This window comes from Tenuifilum sp., from assembly GCF_037481895.1.
GTDB lineage: Bacteria > Bacteroidota > Bacteroidia > Bacteroidales > Tenuifilaceae > Tenuifilum > Tenuifilum osseticum.
This window is the reverse complement of sequence record NZ_JBBFKU010000013.1, coordinates 1-23,977: the sequence shown is the minus strand read 5'-3', so window position 1 is coordinate 23,977 and position 23,977 is coordinate 1. Positions and strand designations below refer to the sequence as shown.

The 23,977-nt window shown below is 43.9% G+C and carries 22 protein-coding genes and 1 pseudogene; 9 read left to right on the top strand and 14 right to left on the bottom strand.

The annotated features are described in order from the left end of the window. Window positions 1–81: 81 nt before the first annotated feature. The 8 genes from WHS63_RS05470 to WHS63_RS05435 form a co-directional block, all read right to left on the bottom strand. Window positions 82–1,137, bottom strand: a complete 1,056-nt coding sequence (locus WHS63_RS05470) for an RluA family pseudouridine synthase (RefSeq protein WP_445204235.1) — start codon at window positions 1,135–1,137, stop codon at window positions 82–84. Then, window positions 1,134–3,047, bottom strand: a complete 1,914-nt coding sequence (locus tag WHS63_RS05465; protein WP_445204234.1) for a T9SS type A sorting domain-containing protein — start codon at window positions 3,045–3,047, stop codon at window positions 1,134–1,136. The genes WHS63_RS05470 and WHS63_RS05465 overlap by 4 nt, the downstream gene beginning before the upstream one ends. 7 nt (window positions 3,048–3,054) lie before the next feature. Next, window positions 3,055–3,933: a PASTA domain-containing protein gene (locus tag WHS63_RS05460; RefSeq protein WP_445204233.1), complete on the bottom strand. Its 879-nt coding sequence runs from the start codon at window positions 3,931–3,933 to the stop codon at window positions 3,055–3,057. A 58-nt stretch (window positions 3,934–3,991) separates the two neighbouring features. Continuing rightward, window positions 3,992–5,116, bottom strand: a complete 1,125-nt coding sequence (mqnE, locus tag WHS63_RS05455) for an aminofutalosine synthase MqnE (RefSeq protein ID WP_445204232.1) — start codon at window positions 5,114–5,116, stop codon at window positions 3,992–3,994. Between the two features lie 85 nt (window positions 5,117–5,201). After that, window positions 5,202–5,357 (bottom strand): 50S ribosomal protein L34, encoded by a 156-nt coding sequence (gene rpmH / locus WHS63_RS05450; RefSeq protein WP_369490258.1) that lies wholly within the window; start codon window positions 5,355–5,357, stop codon window positions 5,202–5,204. Window positions 5,358–5,707: 350 nt separating this feature from the next. Next, entirely contained in the window at window positions 5,708–6,328 is a 621-nt protein-coding gene (gene rsmG, locus WHS63_RS05445) for a 16S rRNA (guanine(527)-N(7))-methyltransferase RsmG (protein ID WP_445204231.1), read from the bottom strand. Window positions 6,329–6,339: 11 nt separating this feature from the next. Beyond that, window positions 6,340–6,957 carry an RNA polymerase sigma factor gene (locus tag WHS63_RS05440; RefSeq protein ID WP_445204230.1) on the bottom strand — a complete coding sequence of 206 codons (618 nt, stop codon included), beginning with the start codon at window positions 6,955–6,957 and terminating at the stop codon, window positions 6,340–6,342. Next, the gene (locus tag WHS63_RS05435) at window positions 6,951–8,114 is read right to left on the bottom strand and encodes a glycosyltransferase (RefSeq protein WP_445204229.1); all 1,164 of its coding nucleotides are present in this window, start codon (window positions 8,112–8,114) and stop codon (window positions 6,951–6,953) included. The genes WHS63_RS05440 and WHS63_RS05435 overlap by 7 nt, the downstream gene beginning before the upstream one ends. A 149-nt stretch (window positions 8,115–8,263) precedes the next feature. Between WHS63_RS05435 and WHS63_RS05430 the strand changes: the two genes are divergently transcribed. The 4 genes and pseudogenes from WHS63_RS05430 to WHS63_RS05415 all read left to right on the top strand — a co-directional run bounded on the left by WHS63_RS05430 (window position 8,264) and on the right by WHS63_RS05415 (window position 13,622). Continuing rightward, the gene (locus WHS63_RS05430) at window positions 8,264–9,397 is read left to right on the top strand and encodes a DEAD/DEAH box helicase (RefSeq protein ID WP_445204228.1); all 1,134 of its coding nucleotides are present in this window, start codon (window positions 8,264–8,266) and stop codon (window positions 9,395–9,397) included. Window positions 9,398–9,406: 9 nt separating this feature from the next. Then, window positions 9,407–12,049: pseudogene (locus WHS63_RS05425) on the top strand (DUF5686 family protein). A gap of 165 nt (window positions 12,050–12,214) precedes the next feature. Further along, the gene (locus WHS63_RS05420; RefSeq protein WP_445198148.1) at window positions 12,215–12,790 is read left to right on the top strand and encodes a TetR/AcrR family transcriptional regulator; all 576 of its coding nucleotides are present in this window, start codon (window positions 12,215–12,217) and stop codon (window positions 12,788–12,790) included. A 25-nt stretch (window positions 12,791–12,815) separates the two neighbouring features. Further along, on the top strand, window positions 12,816–13,622 hold the full coding sequence (locus tag WHS63_RS05415) for a DUF5692 family protein (RefSeq protein WP_445204227.1): 807 nt from the start codon (window positions 12,816–12,818) through the stop codon (window positions 13,620–13,622). A gap of 233 nt (window positions 13,623–13,855) precedes the next feature. On the opposite strand, the gene rsmI is transcribed toward WHS63_RS05415, so the two are convergent. Beyond that, a complete protein-coding gene (rsmI, locus tag WHS63_RS05410; RefSeq protein ID WP_445198150.1) occupies window positions 13,856–14,548 on the bottom strand; it encodes a 16S rRNA (cytidine(1402)-2'-O)-methyltransferase in 693 nt (230 codons plus the stop codon). A gap of 12 nt (window positions 14,549–14,560) precedes the next feature. Next, window positions 14,561–15,280: a hypothetical protein gene (locus WHS63_RS05405; protein ID WP_445198151.1), complete on the bottom strand. Its 720-nt coding sequence runs from the start codon at window positions 15,278–15,280 to the stop codon at window positions 14,561–14,563. A gap of 86 nt (window positions 15,281–15,366) precedes the next feature. On the opposite strand from WHS63_RS05405, the gene WHS63_RS05400 reads away from it, so the two are divergent. From WHS63_RS05400 to WHS63_RS05385, 4 genes are read left to right on the top strand one after another with little or no spacing between them, the layout of a single operon-like run. Then, complete coding sequence (locus WHS63_RS05400) at window positions 15,367–15,954, top strand: thymidine kinase (protein ID WP_445198152.1); 588 nt, start codon at window positions 15,367–15,369, stop codon at window positions 15,952–15,954. Between the two features lie 32 nt (window positions 15,955–15,986). Beyond that, the gene (locus tag WHS63_RS05395) at window positions 15,987–16,457 is read left to right on the top strand and encodes a hypothetical protein (RefSeq protein WP_445204226.1); all 471 of its coding nucleotides are present in this window, start codon (window positions 15,987–15,989) and stop codon (window positions 16,455–16,457) included. A 23-nt stretch (window positions 16,458–16,480) separates the two neighbouring features. After that, window positions 16,481–16,903, top strand: a complete 423-nt coding sequence (locus WHS63_RS05390; protein WP_445204225.1) for a DUF3592 domain-containing protein — start codon at window positions 16,481–16,483, stop codon at window positions 16,901–16,903. A gap of 49 nt (window positions 16,904–16,952) precedes the next feature. Next, a complete protein-coding gene (locus tag WHS63_RS05385) occupies window positions 16,953–19,421 on the top strand; it encodes a bifunctional UDP-N-acetylmuramoyl-tripeptide:D-alanyl-D-alanine ligase/alanine racemase (RefSeq protein WP_445204224.1) in 2,469 nt (822 codons plus the stop codon). A gap of 1 nt (window position 19,422) precedes the next feature. Here the strand turns inward: WHS63_RS05385 and WHS63_RS05380 are convergent, their stop codons facing one another. The 3 genes from WHS63_RS05380 to WHS63_RS05370 all read right to left on the bottom strand — a co-directional run bounded on the left by WHS63_RS05380 (window position 19,423) and on the right by WHS63_RS05370 (window position 22,574). After that, complete coding sequence (locus tag WHS63_RS05380; RefSeq protein WP_445204223.1) at window positions 19,423–20,130, bottom strand: Crp/Fnr family transcriptional regulator; 708 nt, start codon at window positions 20,128–20,130, stop codon at window positions 19,423–19,425. A gap of 94 nt (window positions 20,131–20,224) precedes the next feature. Beyond that, complete coding sequence (locus tag WHS63_RS05375; RefSeq protein WP_445204222.1) at window positions 20,225–21,892, bottom strand: NAD+ synthase; 1,668 nt, start codon at window positions 21,890–21,892, stop codon at window positions 20,225–20,227. A gap of 16 nt (window positions 21,893–21,908) precedes the next feature. Further along, window positions 21,909–22,574, bottom strand: coding sequence for an outer membrane beta-barrel protein (locus tag WHS63_RS05370; protein ID WP_321586063.1), 666 nt, complete (start codon window positions 22,572–22,574; stop codon window positions 21,909–21,911). A 165-nt stretch (window positions 22,575–22,739) separates the two neighbouring features. Here WHS63_RS05370 and ispE point away from each other — a divergent pair, with 165 nt between their 5' ends. Next, window positions 22,740–23,561, top strand: coding sequence for a 4-(cytidine 5'-diphospho)-2-C-methyl-D-erythritol kinase (gene ispE / locus WHS63_RS05365; RefSeq protein ID WP_445204221.1), 822 nt, complete (start codon window positions 22,740–22,742; stop codon window positions 23,559–23,561). Between the two features lie 130 nt (window positions 23,562–23,691). Here the strand turns inward: ispE and WHS63_RS05360 are convergent. Next, a partial coding sequence (locus tag WHS63_RS05360) for a DUF4411 family protein (RefSeq protein WP_445204220.1) occupies window positions 23,692–23,977 on the bottom strand: 286 nt, incomplete at its 5' end.

Genomic DNA, 23,977 nt, shown 5'->3' with positions numbered 1-23,977 from the left:
AAGCCATTGATTAAAATTGAGAATATGTTAGCTGATCAGAAGGTAGATCTAAACTGCAAATGGAATTATTTCAAACCTTTACTAAATCCCTTTGCCGTATGCTCTCCATTTCTCAATTAGCGCAGACATGTCGTATGGTAGCTGCGAGTCAAAGTGCATTTTCTTGTTGGTGAGTGGGTGGGTAAACCCGAGCGTTTTGGCGTGCAGGGCATGGCGGGGGCATAGCTCAAAGCAGTTCTCCAGAAACTGCTTGTACTTTGTGGTTAGGTTGCCCTTTAGGATTTTATCACCTCCGTAAACCTCATCGCTGAAAAGTGGATGCCTGATGTACTCCATGTGGGCACGTATTTGGTGCGTACGGCCAGTTTCCAGCTTACATTCAATAAGGGTTACAAACCCAAATCGCTCAATTACCTTCCAGTGCGTTACAGCATGCTTCCCTTGCTCGCCATCGGGGAATACCTGCATTTTTTTTCGGTCACGGATACTACGACCTATATGTCCGGTAATCGTTCCACTATCGGTTTCCATATCGCCCCATACAAGCGCAATGTATAGCCTGTCAGTGCTTCGCTCAAAGAACTGCCGGGCCAGGTGATTCATGGCCATCTCGGTTTTGGCAATAACCAGCAACCCCGATGTGTTGCGGTCGATACGGTGAACCAGCCCGGGCCTTACTTCGCCGCTCTTGAAGAGCGGAACGTCGCGCAGGTGGTAAAGTAGGGCATTAACTAATGTTCCTGTGAAGTTACCATGTGCCGGATGCACAACCATTCCTGCAGGCTTGTTCACCACAAGCAAAGCCTCGTCCTCATAAACTATGTCGATGGGGATATTCTCGGGTTTGATATCGGTTTCGCGGGGTGGGTAAGCCAGAACAATGGAAATGATGTCGAGCGGCTTTACCTTGTACGACGATTTAACGGCCTTTCCGTTAACCAGTATATTGCCTGCATCGGCAGCCCCCTGAATACGGTTGCGGCTCACATTCCGTATCTTATCGGTAAGGAATTTATCGATTCGCGTTGGTGTTTGTCCCTTATCAACCTCAATACGGAAATGTTCATACAGGTCGGCCTGTTCCGCCGTTCCGTTTTCCAAATCATCGTCGGGGTCAAGCAGCCGATTTTGGTTCATTGCTTAATAATCACTTTGGAAGTAAGGGACTGTCCGTTGGCAAGGTTCACCTTTAGTAGGTACATTCCTGTTGGGATGTGTTCAACATCGATAGGTTCGTTCTGATAAACCGATTTAGACTCAATTACCTGACCGGTTATAGCAATTAGCTGGTATGAATTTACAGCAATTCCATTACCAACATCGATGTATATCCTTTCACTTGCCGGATTCGGATAAACCCTGATGTTACTGATAGTAGATATAGGTGCAGTGGTAGGATTTTGGTAAAGCTTACCAAAAATAGGTCTGATCATTATAGTTCCCTCAAACTGGGTGTTTGTCCAGTAACCGGGTAGGGTGTGGAAAATCCTCTCCCGACTATTTGTGTTGCGGTCAAATCCAACATTCAAAAACTCAATGGTACTTTGCTGCCATCCTATGTAGAAGTTGCCAACAGGTATCGAAACGGGGTCGGTACGGTAAACAGTAAAGCAGTTCAGACTATCGGTGAATAGGGGGCGGGTTGTGCTTTTCTGGTAGAGTAGTTCCCCCGGTTTGCCATTGTTGTCGGCCCAAATGGATATTTTAAAGGGCTGGTTATTGGCATCCTGGTAGCTGCGGTTAAAGTAAATCATTACGCCTACCAGGTTGTCGGCCTTGTAGCTGTAAAACTTTTGGGCAATCATGGCGTTAATGGTACCCTCGCCAAAAAGTCCATAGCCGCTTTCGGCCGAACCATCGTCGAGGGCGTAGAAGTTATAAAAGTTGAGCTGGTGAACCAGCGTGTCGTTGTACCTTAAGTGCTTGGTTGATTCATCAAAATCGGTTTGGAGAAAAGTTTTGAGCAGGAATTTGGCGGAGTCGGGCCAAGCAGAGGCGAAGGTGTAGTCGAACGGTCGGGTGTATGTGAATTCCTCATATCCATAAATGTTTTCGGCTCCTCCAGAAAAGGCGTACTCATTGCCGGTTGAAAGGTTGGTAACCGCAAAGCGGCGGGTAACGTTCCATGTGGTGGGACCAAGGTTGTTGTAAACAATAGAAAACTCGCGGGGATTCTTAATTTCAGAAGCCTCAGCATCAGCAAAATGTGTCCATGGAACCGATGTGTAGTTCTTCAGTATCGATTTTATTGGTTTGCGGAACGCAATGTCGTTGTATATGGTGTCGTCCCAGTTACGTAGCCTGTTCAGGTAAACCATATCAATATGCCAATGGTCGGAGTTGGTTTTGTAGCCGGGCACAGTGGCATTCTCCATAAGCGAAGCATACCCAATAAAGCGAAAACGGAAACCGTTTTCTAAGAAAATGGGATTATCAATGTTGATGTTAACTGTAAAGAATGTTGAGTCGAGCTTAGTGGAACTTTTCTCATCCTTATGGTTGAGCAGGTGGTTATAAAAAGCGATCTTGTTAGCGTTGAAGTCAACCGATGAAGCCCAGCCTCTAACCCAGCGGTTTTCCGATGGGCTAAATAGTTCAAGCACCAGCGAGTCATTGGGGCTAGGTTGGTAACCCAACCCTCCGGGTTGAACGCTGAACGATAGGTATATGCTATCGGTTGCAGGGTAGTTAAGGTTTATGGGGAGCGATGTAAGCGTATCGGCAGGTTGCGGGGTGGTGGTTAGGTGCTGATGTAAAACTCCCTTGCGGTTTACTGCATCGAATGTTGCCACCCCAACGGTAGGAGGGTTTATGGCATAGGTTTTATTGGATATCGCATTGCTAGGTTCCCAGAGCTCTAGGGTGGGATAGGGAGTGTTTCGGGCAAAATCGTCGAAAAATGGTAATGACAGATTCGTTTTTGTGTAATTACTTTTCTTTGTAACATCACTTATGGTACGATAGCCCGAAAGGTTAACCAGAACCTCCTGCCCGTAGCATAGGGATGATACAAATATGAATACTAGAATGGTTAATGCTTTCCGCATTGTATTGCTATTCAATAATTTCATCGGCATGCTTAGCCGGCATTGTGTTAGCCGAGTCTGCACGCTCAATCTTTGGTATACGTGCTTGGTTTAGTGTTAACCATATATCAACCCTAGTTCCAAAGCCAAGGGTTGCGTTCTCCATGTAGGCAGGGTACTGGCTATACACCCTAGCATCTAACGAGTCGTTGTGCGTAATTATTGTTTCGTCGTACCTTATTCTACCAACATTGAGCGATGCCTCAATTATTCTGCTTACTGCATCGTTAAGCTTAAGACCTATGAGTAGTGGTATTCCTGTACGTTCACCCTGCATGCCCTGACCTAAAACCAGGTCAATTTTTGAGCCCTTGGGGATGCGTGTGCCAGGTTCCGCAGTTTTGCCTTCAAAACGTTGTTCAAGAACATTGTTTAGCCCTAGGTCGGGGCGGAAGTATAGGGTGCCAACCTCAAAGCCTTCCTGCTCAAGGATAGCCTTTGCTTGTCTCAGCGTGTAGCCAACAATATTAGGGATTTCAATTTTGATAGGGTTTTTGGCATTGATAGTAACAAATACCCTTCGGTTCTTTTTAACCATGGTGCCAGGTTCGGGGTTCTGGGAAATTACGCTTCCCGGTTTCTTGTTAAATATGTAAACCGAATCGGCTATTTCAATACTCAGGTTGTTATCGGCAATCACCTCAGCTGCTTCCTCTACTGCCATACCCAAAAGTGAGGGTGTGGGTTGTTCCTGGTTATGCCTGGTGTATATCCTCAGAAAGATCATAAGTACAATAAGTACTCCAAGAATCAACCCTAATCCATTTATTATGGTGTTAACGTAGGGGATTTTGTATATCTTCAGAAGGTACTGTTTTACTTTCTCGAATGCAGTTTTGGTTGTCATAATGCAAGGTAATTAAACATGATACAAAAATAGCATAAACATGTAATAATGCTACCAATTAGCTGTATACCTTAATAATATTATATAGCGAATCGCGCTCGGCCGGAATCTTACCCGCTTCTCTTACTAGTTGTGTCAACCGGTTAACTGTCATAACTGGCTTTTGCTCTTCGGCTCCGGCCATGGAGTATATCTTTGTGGTATCGTCGATAGTTCCGTCAATATCATCGGCGCCAAAATGGATTGCAAGGCGGGTGTTCTGTATCCCGAGCATTGGCCAGTAAGCCTTTAGATGCTTAATATTGTCCATAAAGATTCGGGATACTGCAAAATTGCGAAGGTCCTCGGTTAGGTTAACCTCGCCTAGGTATCCCATTGGGTTGTTTGCGGAACGGAACTTAAGAGGGATAAAGCAGTTAAACCCATGGGTTTCGTCCTGAAGGTTGCGGATGGCCTCCATGTGTTGTACCCTATGCTTGTAGCTCTCAATGTGGCCGTAAAGCATGGTGGCATTGGATTGTATGCCATTTTGATGTGCTGCTTTGTGGATTGCTAGCCATACCTCGCCCGATGCTTTATCGGGGCATATTTTGGCTCTCACGGCCGGGTCGAAAATCTCAGCACCCCCTCCGGGGATGGAATCTAAACCATACTCTTTGAGTTTCCTCAAACCCTCCGCGTACGAAAGTTTGCTTTTACGAATCACATAGTCGAGTTCAATGGCCGAGAAGGCTTTAACGTGAATGTTCGGAAGTATCTCCTTAACGGTTTTGATCATTTTCCCGTAGTAGTCCAAATCCCATTTTGGGTGAACACCGCCAACAATGTGTACTTCCGTAACATCGCTATTTTGGTAGTTGCGGGCAATTTTTTTGATATCGTCAAGATTATAAACCCAGCTCTCAGGGTCGCCAGCACCCTTATGGTACGAACAGAATTTGCAGTTAAAAACACACAGGTTGGTTGGCTCTATGTGGAAGTTCTTGTTAAAAAGAACGTAATCGCCATTTATCCTGCTACTTGTAATATTTGCCAATTGTGATAGTAGGGCTAAATCGGCTTTCTCGTAAAGGTACACAGCCTCGTTTGGCTGTATACGTTGCCCATCCATTACCTTACTTGTAATGTGTTTGAGAAATTCATCGTTGATGTTGGGTGCTATTGTTTTTACAATGGGTTCCATGTTGAAAATTTGCGGTAAATATACACCAAGAAAACAAAAAAGGCAGGTTAATTACCCGCCTTTATCTGTTATGATTGATTAGTAATTATTTCCGGAAGATTTCATCGGAAACAGTCAGTCTTTTTCTTCCCTTTGCACGGCGGGCAGCCAGAACCCTGCGGCCATTGTGGGTCGACATACGTTCACGGAATCCGTGTTTGTTTCTTCTTTTCCTGATGGATGGCTGAAATGTTCTTTTCATCTCTGTATGCTTTTACTAATTATTATTTCCAGCAAATCTATGGCTTTTTTAAACCCATTTTGGGTTCGCAAAGGTAAAACAATTTTTCAATATTAAAAAACACCTGGTTAAAAATTCAAAAAATAGTTAGCCGCACATCCCTTAACCAGGGGTTTGGTTTAGGTACTTAATAACCGCTGAGTTGACACATAGGCGACTACTATAATGCTCAATCCTTTAATATGCATTTTACTGATAATCAATGTGCTAAAAGCATCAAAACTTATATTGCACCATTTAGGCCAGATTTTGAATCAACCCACTTTATCCTTTACCCTTTATCCTTTATCCTTTATCCTTTATCCTTTACCTCACACCTCAATATGTATCACATACTTTTCAACGAAGTAGTCGTCCTCAAAAAAATCGTCAATATTCCATTTTGTAGCCCACTTGTGGTAGGGCTTTAGCTCCTCTTTTATGTCGCCTCCTTTAAGACAGATTAGGCCGTTAGGCAGGTTGTTAAAGCCCCCGGGGTGAATGTTTTTTTCAATCCAGGCCATTAGCTTTGGAACAGGAGCCACTGCACGGCTCACAACAAAATCCCACACCTGTTTTAGATCCTCAGCGCGGGCGGTGATTACCTCCACATTATGTAAGCCAACGGCTTTGGCTACCTCGGAGGTTACCTTTGTTTTTTTAGCAATGGAATCAACCAGGGTAAATTTACAGTTTGGGAAAAGGATGGCAAGGGGGATGCCCGGAAAACCGCCACCAGTGCCAATATCCATAATGGTTGTGCCTTTGGCAAACTGAACAACCTTTGCTATGGCCAAGGAATGCAGAACATGGTGAATCATCAGGTTATCGATATCCTTACGCGAGATAACGTTGATTTGTGAGTTCCATAACCTGTAAAGCGGCTCAAGTTGTGCAAACTGATCGCGTTGAGCTTGAGTTAGCTCAGGAAAGTATTGTGCTATTTGTTCCATGGCAAAATGTATTATTTATGGTGTGGCGGAAGGTTGCTCAGTATGTTTGAGAGCAGTTCACGGGCTCTGAAAAGTTGAGCTTTTACGGTTCCTAACGGAAGGTTTAGCTCCTCGGCAATCTCTTCGTAGGAGTACTCCTTAAAGTAGCGTAGCTCTATGAGCTTGCGGTATCGGGGTTTAAGCTTGGAAACCACTTCCTGTATCAGGCGTATGTTCTGTTCCTTAATTAGATTTTCCTCAGGATCAGGTGTCGATGCCGGTATAACGGACGATGGCGACATGGAGTTGCCTTCGGCATCCTCTGGGCCTTGGTCAATCGATATCAGGTTGGCCTTGCGCTTGCGAATGAAGTCGATACAGTTGTTCGATGCAATTTTGAATAGCCAAGTGCTAAATGCAAAATTCGGTGTATACTGGTGTATGTTCTTGAAGGCTTTGCCAAAAGCCTCAAGGGTTAAATCCTCCGCATCGCTTTTGTTGTTAACCATTTTCAGCAGCATGTAGTATATGGCATCCCGGTAGCGATCCATAAGCTCAGCGTAAGCTTTCTGGTCGCCTTTAATTGCTTTATCCACAAGCACAAGGTCGTATTTCGCCTTCTCCGAAAGGTTTTCCGGGATCATTACCATTTCTGCTGTCGTCGGTTAAGAGTGTTAAAGATTAGCAATTTAGCATAAAAATAGAGAGAAAACAAATCCCACCAAAATGCAATATGCATTAGCTTTTTTTCTTCAAGCCTTTTTGCTGCAATTGCAGCTATAGTGTGTTTTACAATTATTACCAGCAAAAGTAAAGCAGTTGATATCAAAGGAAGAATTTTGAAAATTAGGGTTAACGCAAATAGAATGTAAACAAGTATTCTGCTTAATGGTTCAAGCCCTAAACGGGTTTTCAGGTTGCTGCTGTAGAATTTGGCTGTTGATAGGTGCCTGCGCTTTTGGCGTAACCAGGTAGAATAAGTTTTTCGAGGGACTGAGAGAGTATGTGCCTCAGGGCGATACTCAACAGCCGTATTGCTTGGTGTTGCAACCTCCATCACAAAAAGGTCATCGTCGCCGGAGTTGATACCCGCATGGTTGGCAAACCCTTTATTTTTGAAAAATAGCGATTTTTTGTAGGCCAGGTTACGGCCTACGCCCATGTATGGTCTACGGGCTAACGCCCATCCAAAGTAGTTTAAAGCGATGAAAAGCGTATCGAGCCTAACTAGTTTATTGAGTAAACCCCTTTCGGCCAAATATCCGCCATAGCCTAGCACCACCTCTGTGCCATTGGTGAAGTTCGACGCCATGTAGCGTAGCCACTTGTTCGATTTTGGGAAGCAATCGGCATCAGTCAGCACCAACCATTCGTTTTTGGCTGCCTTTATGCCAACCGTAAGTGCTAATTTTTTGGTATGGGTAAACTTTTCGTCTTCCTTGATGGTTGTTACACGCAGCCGAGGGTATTTCTTTTGTAAACTCTCAAGTACCAGATCGGAATCATCGCTTGAACAATCGTTCACTACCACCACCTCGTAGTCAGGGTAGTCCTGCTCAAGGACTTTGGGAAGGAAATGCTTAAGGTTTTCCTCCTCGTTGCGGGCGCATATTACTACCGATAGTGGTGGGTACTGTTCATCGTTTCCGGGTAAATCATTAAATTTTCTACGGATAACCCGTAGGTAAAAAACCAGGTAGAAATAAAGCTGTATAAGTACAAATACTAAAAAGGCAACACCAATTACTTTTTGGTAAATGCTTAAATTATAGATAATTTCCATTATAAGACAAGTAGTAATTTTCATGCAATGATATTAAATTTTGGCTGAATTTCAAGTGAAGTTTAATCATGATTTGTAACAAGGGGTTTCAAATTTGTCTCCTGTCAGTATTTGTGAGCTCAACATAGCCATGTTCAATTACTTTACTACATTTGTGAAAAATTTATAAAGATTTGAGTTTTAGTAGATTTAATTTAAACCCCGCGGTACTTGAAGGTATCGAAGCCATGGGGTACACAAAACCTACTCCTATTCAGGAGCAAGCCATACCCGTAATTTTGGAAGGTCGCGATTTGCTAGCCTGTGCACAAACAGGAACTGGAAAAACTGCAGCTTTTATGCTGCCTATCCTCAGCCTCTTGTCAGCTGAAGAACATGATGCTTCATCGGTCAATACGCTTGTAATTGTTCCTACACGTGAGCTTGCCATGCAAATCGACCAACAGGTTGAAGGGTTTTCATACTTTGCCCCGGTTAGTTCAATAGCCGTTTACGGCGGGAACGATGGCTCTAACTGGGACAGGCAGCGACAGGCTTTAGAGCATGGCGCAGAGATTATTGTTGCCACGCCTGGCCGATTGATGCAGCATATTCAAATGGGCTACGTTAACCTTAAAGGCGTTCAGCACCTCGTGCTCGATGAGGCCGATCGAATGCTCGACATGGGTTTTTACGACGATATCATGGCAATAATTGCCTATTTGCCCAAGCAAAGGCAAACCCTGATGTTTTCAGCAACCATGCCCCCTAATATACGTAAACTGGCAAAATCGATACTTGTTGAGCCAGTTGAGATAAACCTGGCTGTTTCTAAGCCGGCTGAAAATATTTTACAGGCGGTTTACCATGTTGGAGCCTCGCAAAAGCTGTCGCTTTTGGCCTCGCTTTTGAGCAAGAAGGAGGTGGTACAGAGTGCCATTGTTTTTGCGTCAACCAAGGCCGAGGTGAAAAGCATTGAAAGTAAACTACACAAGGAAGGGTTAAGCGTTGCTGCCATGCACTCTGACCTGGAGCAGAAACAGCGCGAGGAGGTGATGCGCAATTTTCGTAACCGTAAGGTTCAGGTTCTGGTGGCTACCGACATTGTTGCGCGCGGTATCGATATTGAGGATATCGATTTAGTGGTAAACTACGATGTTCCATCCGATCCTGAAGATTACGTTCATCGTATTGGTCGTACTGCCCGTGCCCAGTCCGATGGCGTAGCCATTACTTTTGTTAGCCTCGACCAACGCGGGAAGTTGCATGGCATAGAGCGTTTCCTGGGCTCAAAAATATTTGTCATCAACTATAATCCTAATAGCTAAGCTTAGGCAATGAAGAAATGGTTACTCCGAATAGTATTCCTAATCCTACCGGTAGTAATGCCATTATTTTCATTTGGTCAGGTTATTAAGGGTCGAGTTGCCGACGATACCGGTAGGCCAATCCCTTACGCATCGATATATTCCAAGGAACTTAGGCAGGGGACATCATCTAACTCCGATGGAGACTACATGCTAAGGGTTCCCAGTGGTGAGTATTCCTTTGTTTTTCGGAGTCTTGGTTACGAAACGGTTGAGCGGCGGATTAAAGTAGATGTAGGTGAGGTAACCCTAAACATCACCATGCCTGTAAAGCCATTTCTGATTGCCCCCGTGACCGTTGGAGGCAAGGGCGAAGATATTGCATACGATGTGGTTCGCAAGGCAATTGCCATGGCGCCATACTACCGCAATCTGGTTAGTGAGTACGAGGCGGAGGTTTACCTTAAAGGGACTTTCAAGGTCGATAAGCTGTCGTGGTTGGTTAAGCGAAGCATAAAGGATAGCCCAAATCCGCCCAAGGAGGGTTCGCTTTACCTGCAAGAGTCCTACAACAACGTTAGGTTTACAGCGCCCGAAAAATTTGATCAAAGGGTAAAGATGATTCGTTCCAATTTTCCGGGCGAGTTAAACAGCACCGATAATATTCTGGGTTTTGTTTCGGCAAATCTATACCAACCTAAGGTTGGTGAAATCATTTTACCCCTAGCACCTTATGCTTTTAACCATTACCTGTTTAAGTACGAGGGTTACGCCTTCCAGGATAACCGCGCACTGGTTAAGGTTAAGGTTATTCCCAAACGGAAAAGCAGGCAACTGGTTGAGGGCTACATGTACGTTGCGGAGGACTACTGGAACCTACATGAAATCGATTTTACTGTTCAGTCGCTTGCGGGGCCATTTCGGATTAAACAAACCTTTGGGGAGGTTGAGCGTAATGCTTGGCTTCCCATTAGCCAGTATTTTGTTATTGATGCTAATTTCCTTGGCAACGTTGGCCGAATACAGTATGTTACGGCTATCAAGTATCTGAATGTAAAACTAAATTCAAAAGTAAAACCACCTGTTAAGATTGATATAAAAGAATCAGAAACAAAGCAAATTGCCGAGGATACACAGGTCAAAAGAAATACTTCGCCCCGAAAGCAAAGGGAAGATGCCCGCATGGAACAACTCCTAGCCAAGGATAATCTTACAAATCGTGAAATGTATGAGCTGCAAAAGCTCATGCAAAAACAAGTACGCCAATCCGATTCGCTTCCCAATAAGCTTGAGGTGCCTAACCCTCTAACCATTACAGTCGACTCGGTTGCAACCAAACCCGACACCATGGCGTGGCAGCAGGTTAGGCCTGTTGCGCTTAATGCCGAAGAGTTCAAAGTGAATAGGGAGATAGATAGTAAGCTACAGATGTCGCCCGATAGCGTTTCAGCCGATAGTACCGGTAAGGCAAATGTACTTAAAACCCTTTACATGGGGCACACCTGGTATAACGCCAATTAAAAACGTACATTTCTATTCTCGGGCTTTGCTGGTCCAAATGAGTTCCGCTTCAACACTGTTGATGGTTTTGTAGTAGGGGCTTCGGGTAGCTACCGTAAGCAGTACAGCAGGAATGGAATTTATATCAAACAATCGGCATACTATGCAACTGCCCGCAAAACGCTCATGGGTGAAACCGATTTTCGGCTTTCCTATGCCAATATGAATAGGGGTTTAGCATCCATCCGAATGGGTTGGATAAGTTACGATTTCAATGGCGATGCGGGTATTAGTCCATTAACCAATACCTCGGCCTCGCTTTGGTTTGGCCGAAACTACATGAAACTTTACGAAAACCGATATGTGTCGCTTTCGAACCGGATTGACCCATTAAACGGATTTGAGGTTTACACCTCGGTTTCGTTTGCGCGCAGGGTTGAGCTGCAAAATAATACCGATTTTATTGTTTACCAGCAGAACCTGCGATGGTACACCCCAAATGTTCCTGCTAACGAGGATGCCACACCCCAGAACCTATCAACTCATAGTTCGCTTGAGGGTTCCATTCGGGTGCGCTACACTCCGTTTTACCATTACCGAATTCGCAATGGTCGTAAGCAAATGCTTTACTCCCGCTGGCCTACCATTACCTTTCAGGTTCATAAGGCTTTACCCAATTTACTTAATTCAAATTCCGATTATCTCAGATGGGAAGCCATGGTTAATCAAATAATCAGAACCGGTCCAAGTAATCGAATTTCCTATAAATTTATCTACGGTGATTTTGCAAGCAAGGGGAGCCTTTACTTTGTGGATTTTAAGCATTTCAACACCATGCGGGTTTCGGTGGTAATTCCCTCTTTTAGCGAGGGTTACCAGAATATCAGTTACTACCGCAGGAGCACATCGGAGTGCTATGCGCAAGCTTTTCTGAGTTACCAATCGCCGTACCTTGCTTTAAAGTATTTGCCATTCCTGAGCAATAGAATTTGGCTGGAAAACTTGCAGTTGACTTTCCTTAAAACAGCAGGCTATAAGCCTTACTATGAGATTGGCTACTTTTTAAGCCAGATAGGCGTTGTGGGGGGTATTGGTGTTTTTGGATCGTTTGAGGGTAAGCAATTCCACTCGCTATCGGTAAAGGTATCGCTAATTATTCCTGGCTTTGAGTAGTATGCTAAACTGTTTGTTTAGTACTTAGGGGGGGCTGCATTTGTTTTTTTTTACATTGAAATCTAAAGCATATAATCTATTTTTTTAACGGTTTAGAATTCAGTGTAATATCATTATTTTTTTGTGTTTTTTGTAAAATGAATGACAATTCATTAATATTGCCACATGAGAAAAAAGGACGAAGCCAAACCGGAAGTAATCTTTGAGGCAAGCCTTGATGTACTTATAAATCATGGTTTTGTGAACTTTTCAATGGGAAGGGTGGCCAAACAGGCAAAAATAGCTGTGGGTACCATCTATCTTTACTTTAAGCATAAGGATGATTTACTCAATCAACTTTACTTTAAACTTTACAAAGAGAGTGTCGATAGGTTTTTGGAGCACTACAATCCCAATAACTCATTTAGAGAGAGTCTTAAACTGGTTTGGGTCAATTACCTTAAGCATCGCATAAATCATTACAAGGAGAGCCACTTCCTTGAACAGTACTATAAATCGTCATATATTAACGATAGCCATAAACAAATGGCAGAGCAGATGAAAAAGCCAATACATGATATCATTCAAAAGGGTAAGGAATTAGGTCTCGTGAGGAGCGATTTGGATAATGAAATGATTTTTCTGGGGATGCTTGGATTTCTCAGGGAGTTAGCCGATGAGCATGTAGGTAACGTTTATATTCTTGATGAAGATAGGATTAATAAAGCCTTTGAAATGAGCTGGAATATGATTAAAGCATGATTGTAAAACTTAAATTTTGATGTTTATGGCAATACCATTTTGGCAGTATTTGGTTTCGATGCCACTTTACATTGTACTGTTAATGCTGGCAGTGGAGTTTATGCGAACGAATTACAGGTTTGCAGCTGTATTCTGGGTATTATCGCTTTTTACTTTTCCTCTTTGGTTTAACAACCTTGAGGGTTGGTTCCGTTGGGCAAAAACACTTTCGGTTTTATTGCCTACAGCCTTTGTGGTTGGCTTTGCCCGCATTGCCCAATACGAAAAACGCGATGGATGGTGGACAATCTTTCGAAAGGATTGGGTGTTATGGTTTCTGTATGCTATTCTTGGGCTTAACATACTGGAAGCCTCTTTGAAGGATTTTGAAATGGGCAATTGGTTCAATGGCCTATCGGGATTAATACTTATTGTAACGATACCGCTTGTAAAATCAGGAAAGGGTAAACGGTATGGATGGAAGATTTCCGAGGAGAAACCTGGCGACTTAATTGCTTACACCGATGCTATATGGAACTTCCTATATACCAGCTGGAATATTGCTTTTGTTTATGCTGAAAATCCCGGATACGCAGCAAGTTCGCTTTGCATCCTATTAGCAGCTGAACTTTATCCTGTAATTAAACGCAGACCCGAATTATATGTTCAAGCCCGCGTATATACCTTAGCCATTCACATTCTTATTAGAGCTACATATGATATTTTTACGCCAATCATGGATTCGTCGGCATTTGCAAGCCAAAACGTTGTATTTTGGTGGGGTATAGTTAACTTCTCGCTTCATTTGCCATATCTTATTTGGTATTTCTTTTTGAAGAAAACTGAAAAGTGATTGTTCTTTAATAATGTAGCACTAATTGCGCGCATCGACTGATGCGTGCAATTATTTTGTATAGTTTTCATATTGATAATTTTGAAACCAGTTAACCGTTGGCGGGTTTACTTTACGAAGCCGAATAGATTAATGTTGAATTGATTTTATGAACTAAATTGAAACGTGTATTGGTTTTAGCTTGAAAATTATTTAGATGTTGTATTAGTGCACTTGTTTTTTATTGCTCCGTTTCAATCTTCTTCCTTTTCGTTATTCGTTTTCCCCTTCACCACAACTACAAATTCCCCTTTGGGAGATTTGGAGCTGAAATGCTCCTTGGCTTGGGCAAGTGATCCGCGAAAGTTCTCCTCATGCAATTTGGTAAGCTCGCGCGCAATGCACACCTGCCTATCGGCTCCAAAAATGGGGAGCATCTGCTCAAGCAGTTTAACAATACGGAATGGCGATTCGTAAAGTATTATGGTTCGTTCCTCGTCCTTTAGTGCTTCAAGCCTTTTATTGCGTCCTTTTTTTTGGGGGAGAAATCCTTCAAATATGAATCTGTCACAGGGGAATCCACTCTGCACAAGTGCAGGAATAAGGGCTGTTGCTCCGGGTAGGCACTCCACCTCAATACCCCGCTCAACACAAGTGCGAACCAGCAGAAAACCGGGATCCGATATGCCGGGCGTGCCTGCATCGGATATTAGGGCTACCGATTCACCTGCCTCTATTCGGCTTGCAAGGTAATCAACCGTTTGGTGTTCGTTGAATTTATGGTGCGATTTAAGTGGAGTAGCAATTCCGTAATGCTTGAGCAGGTTGCTACTGGTGCGTGTATCCTCGGCAAGAATAAGGTTTACGGTTTTTAGCACATCGAGCGCTCGCAAGGTAATGTCGGCAAGGTTGCCTATTGGAGTGGGAACTATAAAGAGTTTTGACATGAAGCAAAGTTATTACGATAGTTTTCTTCGAACCAAGTCAACAAATAAAGTGGTAACCTCATTGGTTGGGTCCCAGCTAAAATTCTCCTGGAGGTAAATAATGGCCTCATTTAAATCAGTAAGCTGGTTGAGGTGTTTAATGGTTTGGTTGTAAAGGTCGGAATCGCCGCCAAAAAGTTCCTTGATGAATAGGAACTTATCGTTAATGCCAATTGCCTTGGCAAGGTCGGTTATGGGTTTATTCTGCAGTTTGCTCTGCATGTCAACCTTTTGGTGTTGCTCGGCTATTACCTCGTTGCGGAACTTGCGCTTACCCTGGTACTTATCGGCAAGTATGGCTGAACTTTCCTCGTGTGATTGCTGTGTGGAAGCCGGAGTGGGTTTTGGGGATGGACTTATGTCAGCCTTTACAGGGTTTGGTTCCTGCTTAGCTGTCGGAATGCTGGAAGGTTCTGCGCTCTCCTCAACTACTGTTGTTTTTTTAGTTTCAGGTATGCTTGCTATAGTTTTCTCATGTGGTTCAACCATTTTTCCGGACGGAACTACTTGTGGTTTCTCATGGGTTCTGGAAGCAACTTGTTGCCTATCAAGCAGAAGGTCTTCATATATTGAGGCCAGCTTGGCAAGTAGTATATCGCGTTCAATGGAAGGTAGTTTTCCGGCTGTAAGTGCCTTATCGATCATGGCAACCGCTTCAACTAGTTGATTCCGTGCATTCTTTAGGTATTGCATTGCAAATTGTTTTTTGTTCGCATTTCAAAAATAAGTTTTATTACATTTGTCTGTAAAACTAACTCAAAATATTTATTTCTGAACCAATGCCTTTTCTTGAAAACCCCGTTAGTGGGAAACGTAAGGGATATATCGAGGTTATTGCCGGCTCAATGTTTTCGGGCAAAACCGAAGAACTGATTCGTAGGCTTAAGCGAGCCAAGTATGCCAAGCAGAGGGTCGAGATTTTCAAGCCTATGATTGACACCCGATACTCTGAGCAGGAGGTTGTTTCGCACGATGCCAATTCAATACTTTCTACCCCGGTTTCATCGTCGGGGAACATTCTTATTCTGGCACAGAATGTCGATGTGGTGGGAATAGATGAGGCGCAGTTTTTTGATATGAATTTACCCAATGTTTGTAGCCAGCTTGCCGATATGGGGATAAGGGTGATTGTGGCTGGGCTCGACATGGATTTTCGTGGTAAACCTTTTGGCCCAATGCCAAACCTTTTGGCCATTGCAGAGTACGTTACTAAAGTACATGCCATTTGTGTTAAGTGTGGCGACCTTGCCCAATACTCACATCGTAAAACCGATGCCGACAAGTTGGTTCTACTGGGCGAGACCGACATCTATGAGCCGCTATGCAGGCTATGCTACAACGAGGTAACCCGTAAGAATAGAAAGTAGGCTTTTTCGACCCGATGTATAACATCAGCATCATGCAAAAAATTAACAGGTTGGGGAAATTGCTAGGGCCAGTTGGATCCATTGCTGGGCATTTTATTGCTTTGGTGGGAGTTATTCAACTTTTTAACTCCTTCCTGGCAATAGTTTTGATTATCATTGGACTATTCATTGGTTTTACCTCTTTTGCTGCTCAGGTTGATTTTGGAAATAAAAGGTTTCGGAACGCATTGTTGCTTTTTGGAATAATTCCTATTGGGAAATGGCAAAGCGTTGATAGCTCAATGGGTTTGAGTGTTAAAAGGTTGAATAGGGCATGGAGGACATACAGCTCAAGTAATAGGTCGTTCGATATTGCTGATAGCGATTACCGTATTGTGATTGTTGATAAACAAGGGAACCCTCTTGCCGATATTCAACGAGTTCAAAGCCCTGAAAAGGCAAATGAGGCACTGGTTTATTACTCCGAGCAGTTGGGTTTGAATATCCTTAGGCCAAGTAGGTAGAGGATTTTTTATCATCTACATCGATGAAAACCCAGGTTGACATATCGCATCGCATATCGCCAAAACTTTTTTGGTTTGTTACTTTGATGATAATTACTCTGCCTATAACCACACAATACCGTTTGTTGATTTTTGGGGAGTACACTACCGGTGAGGTTGTTGGAGTGGAGTATGAAAAAACATTAGGAATATCGGCATTTGGCCCCGATAAGTATCCTGTAATAGTTTTCACTACGCTTGAAGGCAAATCAGTTCAGTTTTACGGCCCTGAAAATTTTGAGTACCCCAAAGGTACTATGTTGAAGGTGGTTTACAGTCCCAATAACCCCACCGATTGCATGGTTTTTAGCTTCGGGGCTTTATATACTGACCGAAAAGCCATAATCCCGGGAATACTTTTTTTACTTTGGATGGCTTTCTACCTTGCTTTTAGAAACAAAAAATAGATTTTGTAATTTTGTTGAATTATATTGCACCAATCAATTTTAAACATTGATGATTAACCTAACTGCTATACAGCTTACTGAAATTGTTCAGGGTCAAGTAATTGGTGATTCGGGTTTTACTATCAGAAACGTTATTACCGATAGTAGAGTGCCTGTATCGGGAAACGGCTCCATGTTTATTGCGCTGGTTGGCCCAAATCACAACGGACACGAGTTTATCGGTGAACTTTATAATATTCGAAACATAAAGGCATACCTTGTTGAAAAGGGTGAGGTTGACTACACAAATTACCCGAATGCTACGTTTGTTGAGGTTGACGATACCCTCCAGGCCCTACAAAAACTTGCGGCCTACCACCGCAACCGATTCGTTTACCCGGTAATTGGTATTACCGGAAGCAACGGAAAGACCATAGTTAAGGAGTGGCTCAACCAGCTTCTTTTCTCGGAATACCAAATTGTGCGCAGCCCGCGGAGCTATAACTCACAGGTTGGTGTTCCCCTGTCGGTTCTCCAAATGGATAACCATTTCGATTTAGCAATTTTTGAGGCGGGTATATCCAAACCGGGTGAGATGGTTAAACTTCAGCCCATAATTGACCCCACTATTGGTATTTTCACCAACATCGGCATGCCCCATCAGGAGAATTTCGATGATATTGATGAAAAGGTTAACGAGAAGCTGAAGCTGTTCCGCGAAGTTAAAACGCTTATTTACTGCAAGGATCACGCTGTAATTGATGCTGTTGTTCAGGATAACACTTTGCTTGCCGATAACCAGCTGCTTACCTGGGGACAAAATAAGGAGTCGAAGGTTCAAATAATGAGCGTAAAGCGCGAAGCTGGGAAGACACTAGTTCATGTTCACTATAACAATCACGAGCACACAATAACGATTCCATTTACCGATGCTGCCTCGTTTGAGAATGCCATGCACTGCGTGGCTACCATGCTGCTATTAGGTTATAGCTTACAGGATATCGATACGCGCTTACAGCGCCTGCAACCCGTTGCAATGAGGCTTGAATTAAAGGAAGGTATAAACGATTGTTCAGTCATTAACGACTCCTACAATTCCGATTTGGGGTCGTTAGCCATTGCCATTGACTTTTTGATGCAGCAAAAGCAGCACGAACGGCATGTGGTAATACTTTCCGATATTCTGGAAAGTGGCTATGCGCCTGAACAGCTTTACTCAAAGGTTGCCCAAATGCTCGAGGATAAAGGGGTTGATCTACTCATAGGCATTGGGCCTGAAATTAGCCGGTACGACTATGCCTTTGAGATTGAGGCCGAGTTTTACAGCAGCACACATGAGTTTTTGCTCGATCTAAAGCGTAAGGAGATTCGCGATGCCGCTATACTGGTTAAGGGTAGCCGAAAGTTCCACTTTGAGCAGATTAGTGCAGCGCTTGAACGAAAGGTTCACCGAACCACACTCGAAATTAACCTGAATGCAATTGCCCATAACCTGAACTACTACCGCAGCTTGCTGAACCCCGGGGTTAAAGTGATGGCTATGGTGAAAGCTTTTTCGTACGGCAGTGGCTCCTACGAAATAGCCAACCTACTGCAATTCCAACGTGTCGACTATCTTGGTGTGGCCTACACCGACGAGGGTGTATCGCTCAGGGAGGCTGGTATTTCGTTGCCTATTGTGGTGCTTAACCCATCGTTTGGGACTTATGAGTTGATGGTTGAGTTTAACCTTGAGCCTGAAATCTATAACATTACAGGCTTAAAGGAGTTTATCAACGTTTTGAACAGGGTTGGGGTAAGCTCGTACGGTATTCATATTAAGATTGATAGCGGAATGCATAGGCTGGGTTTTACTCCCGACCAGTTGGATGAGCTTATAGCCATACTAAAATCAACCAATTCAGTTAGGGTAAAAAGCATATTTTCCCATTTGGCAGCCAGCGATGAGCCACATCACGATCAATTTACAATTCACCAGATTGAAACCTTCCACAAGGCTTGTAACGTGTTAAGTGATGTGTTAGGGTATCAACCCATACGACATATTTTGAACACTGGCGGTATAGAGCGTTACCCCGAGGCTCAGTTCGAAATGGTTCGCTTAGGAATTGGCCTATACGGCATAAGTCCTACGCATGGCGATAAGTTAATGCCCATTAGTACGCTAAGGAGCAAGGTGATTCAGGTGAAGCAAATCAAACCCGGCGACACAGTAGGATATAGCCGAAAGGGAATAGTTGATACGCCTACAACGGTTGTAACCATTCCGGTTGGTTATGCCGATGGCTTATCGCGTATGCTGGGTAATGGCAATTACAGCATGATGCTGAACGGTAACTTGGTGCCAACCATCGGCAATATTAGCATGGATACGTGTACCCTCAATGCAAACGGGGTTGAGGTTAAGGAGGGCGACGAGGTAATTGTTTTTGGGAATAAACCCACCATAACCGACATGGCAAAGGCCATGGGAACTATTCCGTACGAGGTTCTCACCTCAATTTCGCAGCGCGTGAAACGGGTTTACTTTCAGGAGTAGCCTACCCCAATTCGCTAATGCGTTCCAACCTGTGATGGTCAAGGATTTTTATCCTGCGACCGTCAAGTTCAATTACACCTTCCTCGGCAAAGCCCGAAAGGGTTCTGATTGCATTTGAGGTAGTCATGTTGGAGAGGTTTGCCAAATCCTCGCGCGATAGGTAAACCTTGATGGTTTTACCGTCGTCCTCAAGCCCGTAGGTATCGCGCAGGAATATGAGCGATTCAGCCAATCGTCCACGGATATGCTTTTGGGTTAGGGTTACGGTGCGGTTGGTGGAGAATCCCAGCTCGGTGGCAACCGATTTGAGAATATTTAGCGTAAGTTCTGCGTTGTTCCGGAGAATCCCCATAAAGGCATTCTTTTCAATGATGCACACCACGGAATCCTCAAGAGCTTCGGCTGTAGCGGAGTAGTTCTCCTCAGCAAATAATGCCCTGTATCCTATAAAACCGATAGGCTTGGCCATGCGAACAATCTGGTCGCGACCGCCAACTCCCTCCTTGTAAAGCTTTACTTTCCCCTTTGAGAGGCATACCAAACCCTGTGGGGTATCGCCTTCCTTGTATATTATCTCACCCTTGCGGAAATACTGACAGGTGATATTATTGCGCATTATCTCCCTTTCCTCTGGTTTTAGGTTAGGGAAAAGTCCGCACACCCCTTCAAATACGCTTTCAATATCGATGTTGTAGGAATTTCTGGACATTTTTTTTTCAAAAATACGTCATTTTATGCTTTCAAACATAAAATTAACATAATTTTAGCATGGATGGTTGTGTTTTTTAATATTTACGGGCTATTTAGCTCCATTTAGTAACCAAGGGCATTTTTCGTCCATAGCCAAATGCCTTTGATGAAACCCTAAGTATTGGTGGCGACTGGTAGCGCTTATACTCATTCATGTTAACAAGCCTTAGGGTACGGTTTACCGTATCGCTGGGAAAGCCTAAACCTACAATTTCTTCGGCGGAGAGGCCTTGCTCAATGTATGCAAAAAGAATGGGGTCAAGTATTTCGTAGGGTGGGAGCGAGTCGGAATCCTTCTGGTTGGGTCGGAGCTCTGCCGATGGCGGTTTTTGAATGGTGTTTATAGGGATTATTTCATCGTTGCGGTTAATGTAGTTGGCCAGCCTGTAAACATCGGTTTTGTAAACATCGCCTAAAACGCTAAGCGCACCGCACATATCGCCGTAAAGCGTACCGTAACCCACGGCAGCCTCGCTCTTATTGCTGGTGTTCAGCAGTAAATGACCAAACTTGTTGGAGATGGCCATTAACAGGGTTCCCCGAACCCTTGCCTGTATATTCTCCTCGGTGATATCCTCGGGTTTACCCTCAAAAATAGAGCTTAGCTGGCTTTTAAACGACTCAAAAATGGGCTGTATGGAAACTATGTCGTATTGCACGCCAAGTTTTTGCGCAAGCGCCACAGCATCGTCAATGGAGTGCCGCGATGAGTACTGCGATGGCATCAGCAGAACACGGATGTTGTTAACATCAAGAGCCTGTGCAGCAAGGGCTAACACAACTGCCGAGTCGATACCGCCTGAAAGCCCAAGGGTGGCCTTTGTAAACCCTAACTTACCGAAGTAATCCCTAATGCCCATAACCAAGGCATTGTGAATACGCTCAATCCGTTGTTCTGAAGTTGCCGATATTTCAGGGGGTATGGATTGGTTGCGCTCCAATACGTTAGTGTCAATCACCCTAAAATCTTCCTCAAAGCTTTTCAGCTTTACTATGATATCGCCCCCGGCGTTCACTACCATGGAGCCACCATCGAAAAGCAGATCGGCATTACCTCCAACCTGGTTTACATATATTACGGGCTTGGAATACCTTGCCACATTGCTTTGGAAAACCTGTAACCTGCGCTCCTCAACGTTGTAGCTGAATGGCGAAGCCGATATGTTTATCACCATATCGGGGTTCAACTTTACCAGGTGATTCATGGGCGCATCGCGGTAAAGCTTGCTTCTGGAAAAAGCTGTAGTGGTGGGCTGGTCATCCCAAATATCCTCGCATATGGTTATGGCTATTTTTATTCCATCAATTTCGGCAACCCGGTAGTTGCCGGGGTTGGGCTCAAAGTAGCGATACTCATCAAAAATATCGTAATCAGGAAGTAGTGTTTTGTGGTAAACATCCAGCACTTTTCCCTCGCCCAAAAGGTATGCGGAGTTAAAAAGCAGCTTTCCCGTAGTATCAGTATTGATGCTGGGGACCCCAACTATAGCATAAATTCCATTGCATTGCTGTGCAATCTGGTTTACGGTAGCTATGCTCTTATCCACAAAATGCTTGTGGGTGAGCAAATCGTGGGGTGGATATCCACACACCGATAGCTCCGAGAATACAACTAACCTTGCACCGTCGGCTTTAGCCCGGTTTATCGATGCAATTATTTTATCGGCATTACTGTCAAAGTGACCAATGGTGTAGTTCAGCTGTGCAAGCGCTACTTTCATTTTGTATTATCCAGAGTTAAAAAATTATACCAACCTTCAACGATAGGCTTTGCGATGTAATGGTTGAGTTAGGCAGTTCGATAATTCTGGTTAAACCATCGCACCAGGTTATGCCAAACAGAATGGCGCTCTCGCCGCCGAGTGAGTATTCACCTCCAATTCCTATTTGGTATGAGGCAAACCCCCATGCCATATCGGTTTTGGTGGTTTCACGGTCAACATGGTTGGTTTCGTTCCATGCGTAGCTTCTTATTCTGAGGCTTCCGCTAACGCCAACATTGGCAAAGTATGTGGTATAGCCAATCTGGTTTGTCCGAAACTTAAAGCCAATGGGCAGCGTAAGGTATTGCGATTTGAATTTGATATTGTCGCCAATGGCGATGTTGTAGGTGCTATCGATAGTTTTCAGGGTATAGGTGGATTGCATAAGCCTGATATTCCCGCCAAGGGCGTTAACCGAGAGTCCTGAGGAAAAGGCGTACCGTTTGGCAAAGAATTTATCGGCTGTAAAGCCAATGTTTAAGCCCACAACAGGGCCGTTGGGATCGTAACGTTTGGTATCGGAGTTGAACCACGATAGTTGCGGGTCAGCAAATACTCCAAAGCTGTATTGCTGGGCATTTGACAGCTGATTACCAATTAGAATTAAACCGATTGAGAGTGTAAGGCTATTCAACTTCATTGTTTCATCATTTTTTGTCTTACCTTGCAAAGGTAACCATTATTTTTAAAGCGACTTTTCGGATTGCTGTTCCAAAAAGTAAAACCATATTTCACTTTAGCTCTAAATGTAACGTTGATTACATTGCCTAAGTATTAACTTTGTGACCTAAATTATGCTAAAACAATGATTCTGTTTCCAAATGCCAAGGTTAATCTGGGTTTAAACATAGTGCGTAAGCGCCCCGATGGCTATCACGATATTGAAACTCTGTTTTACCCTGTAAAGGGATTATGCGATATTCTTGAGGTAGTGGCAACCGATGGCGAGGGGAACACCATTGAATTCACCCAAACCGGAATTGGCATTGATTGCGATACCGAGAACAACCTGTGTGTTAAGGCTTACCGCCTTCTTGCGCAGCGTTACGGAATGCCCCATGTGAGGATGCACCTGCATAAGCTCATACCCATTGGTGCGGGTTTGGGTGGCGGCTCGGCCGATGCCGCATTTGCTTTGAGAGCCTTGAATACCTTTCTGGACAAGCCGCTTAACCCTGAAAACCTTTTATCGTTGGCTTTGGAGCTTGGTAGCGATTGCCCGTTCTTTGTGCATAACACGCCCGCTATTGGCAGGGGCCGCGGCGAGCAGCTTGAGCCCATAAGCATTAACCTAACTGGTTACTGGATTTTGCTGGTTAATCCGGGTATCCATGTAAGCACCAGGGAGGCCTATGAGGGTAGCAACCCCAAACCTTGGGAAAACCCCATAGGCAACATTGTTAACCTACCAGTAAACGATTGGCCAAACAGATTAGTTAACGATTTTGAGAAAACCGTTTTCCCAAAGTATCCGTTAATTGAAAGGGTAAAGGAAGAACTTTACAGCATGGGAGCGGTTTACGCATCCATGTCAGGCAGTGGCTCTACAGTGTTCGGAATATTTAAAAGCAAACCCGCAATTCCTGATGCATTTAATGAGTATTTTACGCATACCTCTGAAATGTAAGCGTAAGCGGATTGGGTGATGGTTGGTAGAAAAATGTTTTTTTATTGGATACAGTGAGTCGATTTAATGGGTTATATGCTCAGTGCAATTTCTCGACAACAGGGCATACATACTTTTGACTATTGCGGGGCTAAAATGTTTCACCTAATTGTCTGAACATTTCAATGGTGTTTACATACGAAACATTCAAAGCAATACAAGCATCTGGTATTTTTACTTTGTTCTGTCTGTTGGGTTCGCTTACTTCTTGTGTAACTACAAATCTATTAGCGTTGTCAGCAAGGCAATAAGCTACAAGGAAAGCATCTGCTTCGTCTGCATTCAGAAATTCATTTAAGGCATTTGGTAAGTAATGCCCACTTCTCGACATTGCCCAACCTGTCACTTGGGCATAAGCACCCATTACTACTGATGTG

Coding starts and splice junctions, on each gene's coding strand:
- WHS63_RS05470 (WP_445204235.1), bottom strand. CDS start 1,137: ATGAACCAAAATCGGCTGCTTGACCCCGACGATGATTTGGAAAACGGA.
- WHS63_RS05400 (WP_445198152.1), top strand. CDS start 15,367: ATGCCTTTTCTTGAAAACCCCGTTAGTGGGAAACGTAAGGGATATATC.
- WHS63_RS05420 (WP_445198148.1), top strand. CDS start 12,215: ATGAGAAAAAAGGACGAAGCCAAACCGGAAGTAATCTTTGAGGCAAGC.
- WHS63_RS05415 (WP_445204227.1), top strand. CDS start 12,816: ATGGCAATACCATTTTGGCAGTATTTGGTTTCGATGCCACTTTACATT.
- WHS63_RS05435 (WP_445204229.1), bottom strand. CDS start 8,114: ATGAAAATTACTACTTGTCTTATAATGGAAATTATCTATAATTTAAGC.
- WHS63_RS05465 (WP_445204234.1), bottom strand. CDS start 3,047: ATGCGGAAAGCATTAACCATTCTAGTATTCATATTTGTATCATCCCTA.
- WHS63_RS05375 (WP_445204222.1), bottom strand. CDS start 21,892: ATGAAAGTAGCGCTTGCACAGCTGAACTACACCATTGGTCACTTTGAC.
- WHS63_RS05370 (WP_321586063.1), bottom strand. CDS start 22,574: ATGAAGTTGAATAGCCTTACACTCTCAATCGGTTTAATTCTAATTGGT.
- ispE (WP_445204221.1), top strand. CDS start 22,740: ATGATTCTGTTTCCAAATGCCAAGGTTAATCTGGGTTTAAACATAGTG.
- WHS63_RS05405 (WP_445198151.1), bottom strand. CDS start 15,280: ATGCAATACCTAAAGAATGCACGGAATCAACTAGTTGAAGCGGTTGCC.
- rpmH (WP_369490258.1), bottom strand. CDS start 5,357: ATGAAAAGAACATTTCAGCCATCCATCAGGAAAAGAAGAAACAAACAC.
- rsmI (WP_445198150.1), bottom strand. CDS start 14,548: ATGTCAAAACTCTTTATAGTTCCCACTCCAATAGGCAACCTTGCCGAC.
- WHS63_RS05395 (WP_445204226.1), top strand. CDS start 15,987: ATGCAAAAAATTAACAGGTTGGGGAAATTGCTAGGGCCAGTTGGATCC.
- WHS63_RS05380 (WP_445204223.1), bottom strand. CDS start 20,130: ATGTCCAGAAATTCCTACAACATCGATATTGAAAGCGTATTTGAAGGG.
- mqnE (WP_445204232.1), bottom strand. CDS start 5,116: ATGGAACCCATTGTAAAAACAATAGCACCCAACATCAACGATGAATTT.
- WHS63_RS05460 (WP_445204233.1), bottom strand. CDS start 3,933: ATGACAACCAAAACTGCATTCGAGAAAGTAAAACAGTACCTTCTGAAG.
- WHS63_RS05390 (WP_445204225.1), top strand. CDS start 16,481: ATGAAAACCCAGGTTGACATATCGCATCGCATATCGCCAAAACTTTTT.
- WHS63_RS05385 (WP_445204224.1), top strand. CDS start 16,953: ATGATTAACCTAACTGCTATACAGCTTACTGAAATTGTTCAGGGTCAA.
- rsmG (WP_445204231.1), bottom strand. CDS start 6,328: ATGGAACAAATAGCACAATACTTTCCTGAGCTAACTCAAGCTCAACGC.
- WHS63_RS05440 (WP_445204230.1), bottom strand. CDS start 6,957: ATGGTAATGATCCCGGAAAACCTTTCGGAGAAGGCGAAATACGACCTT.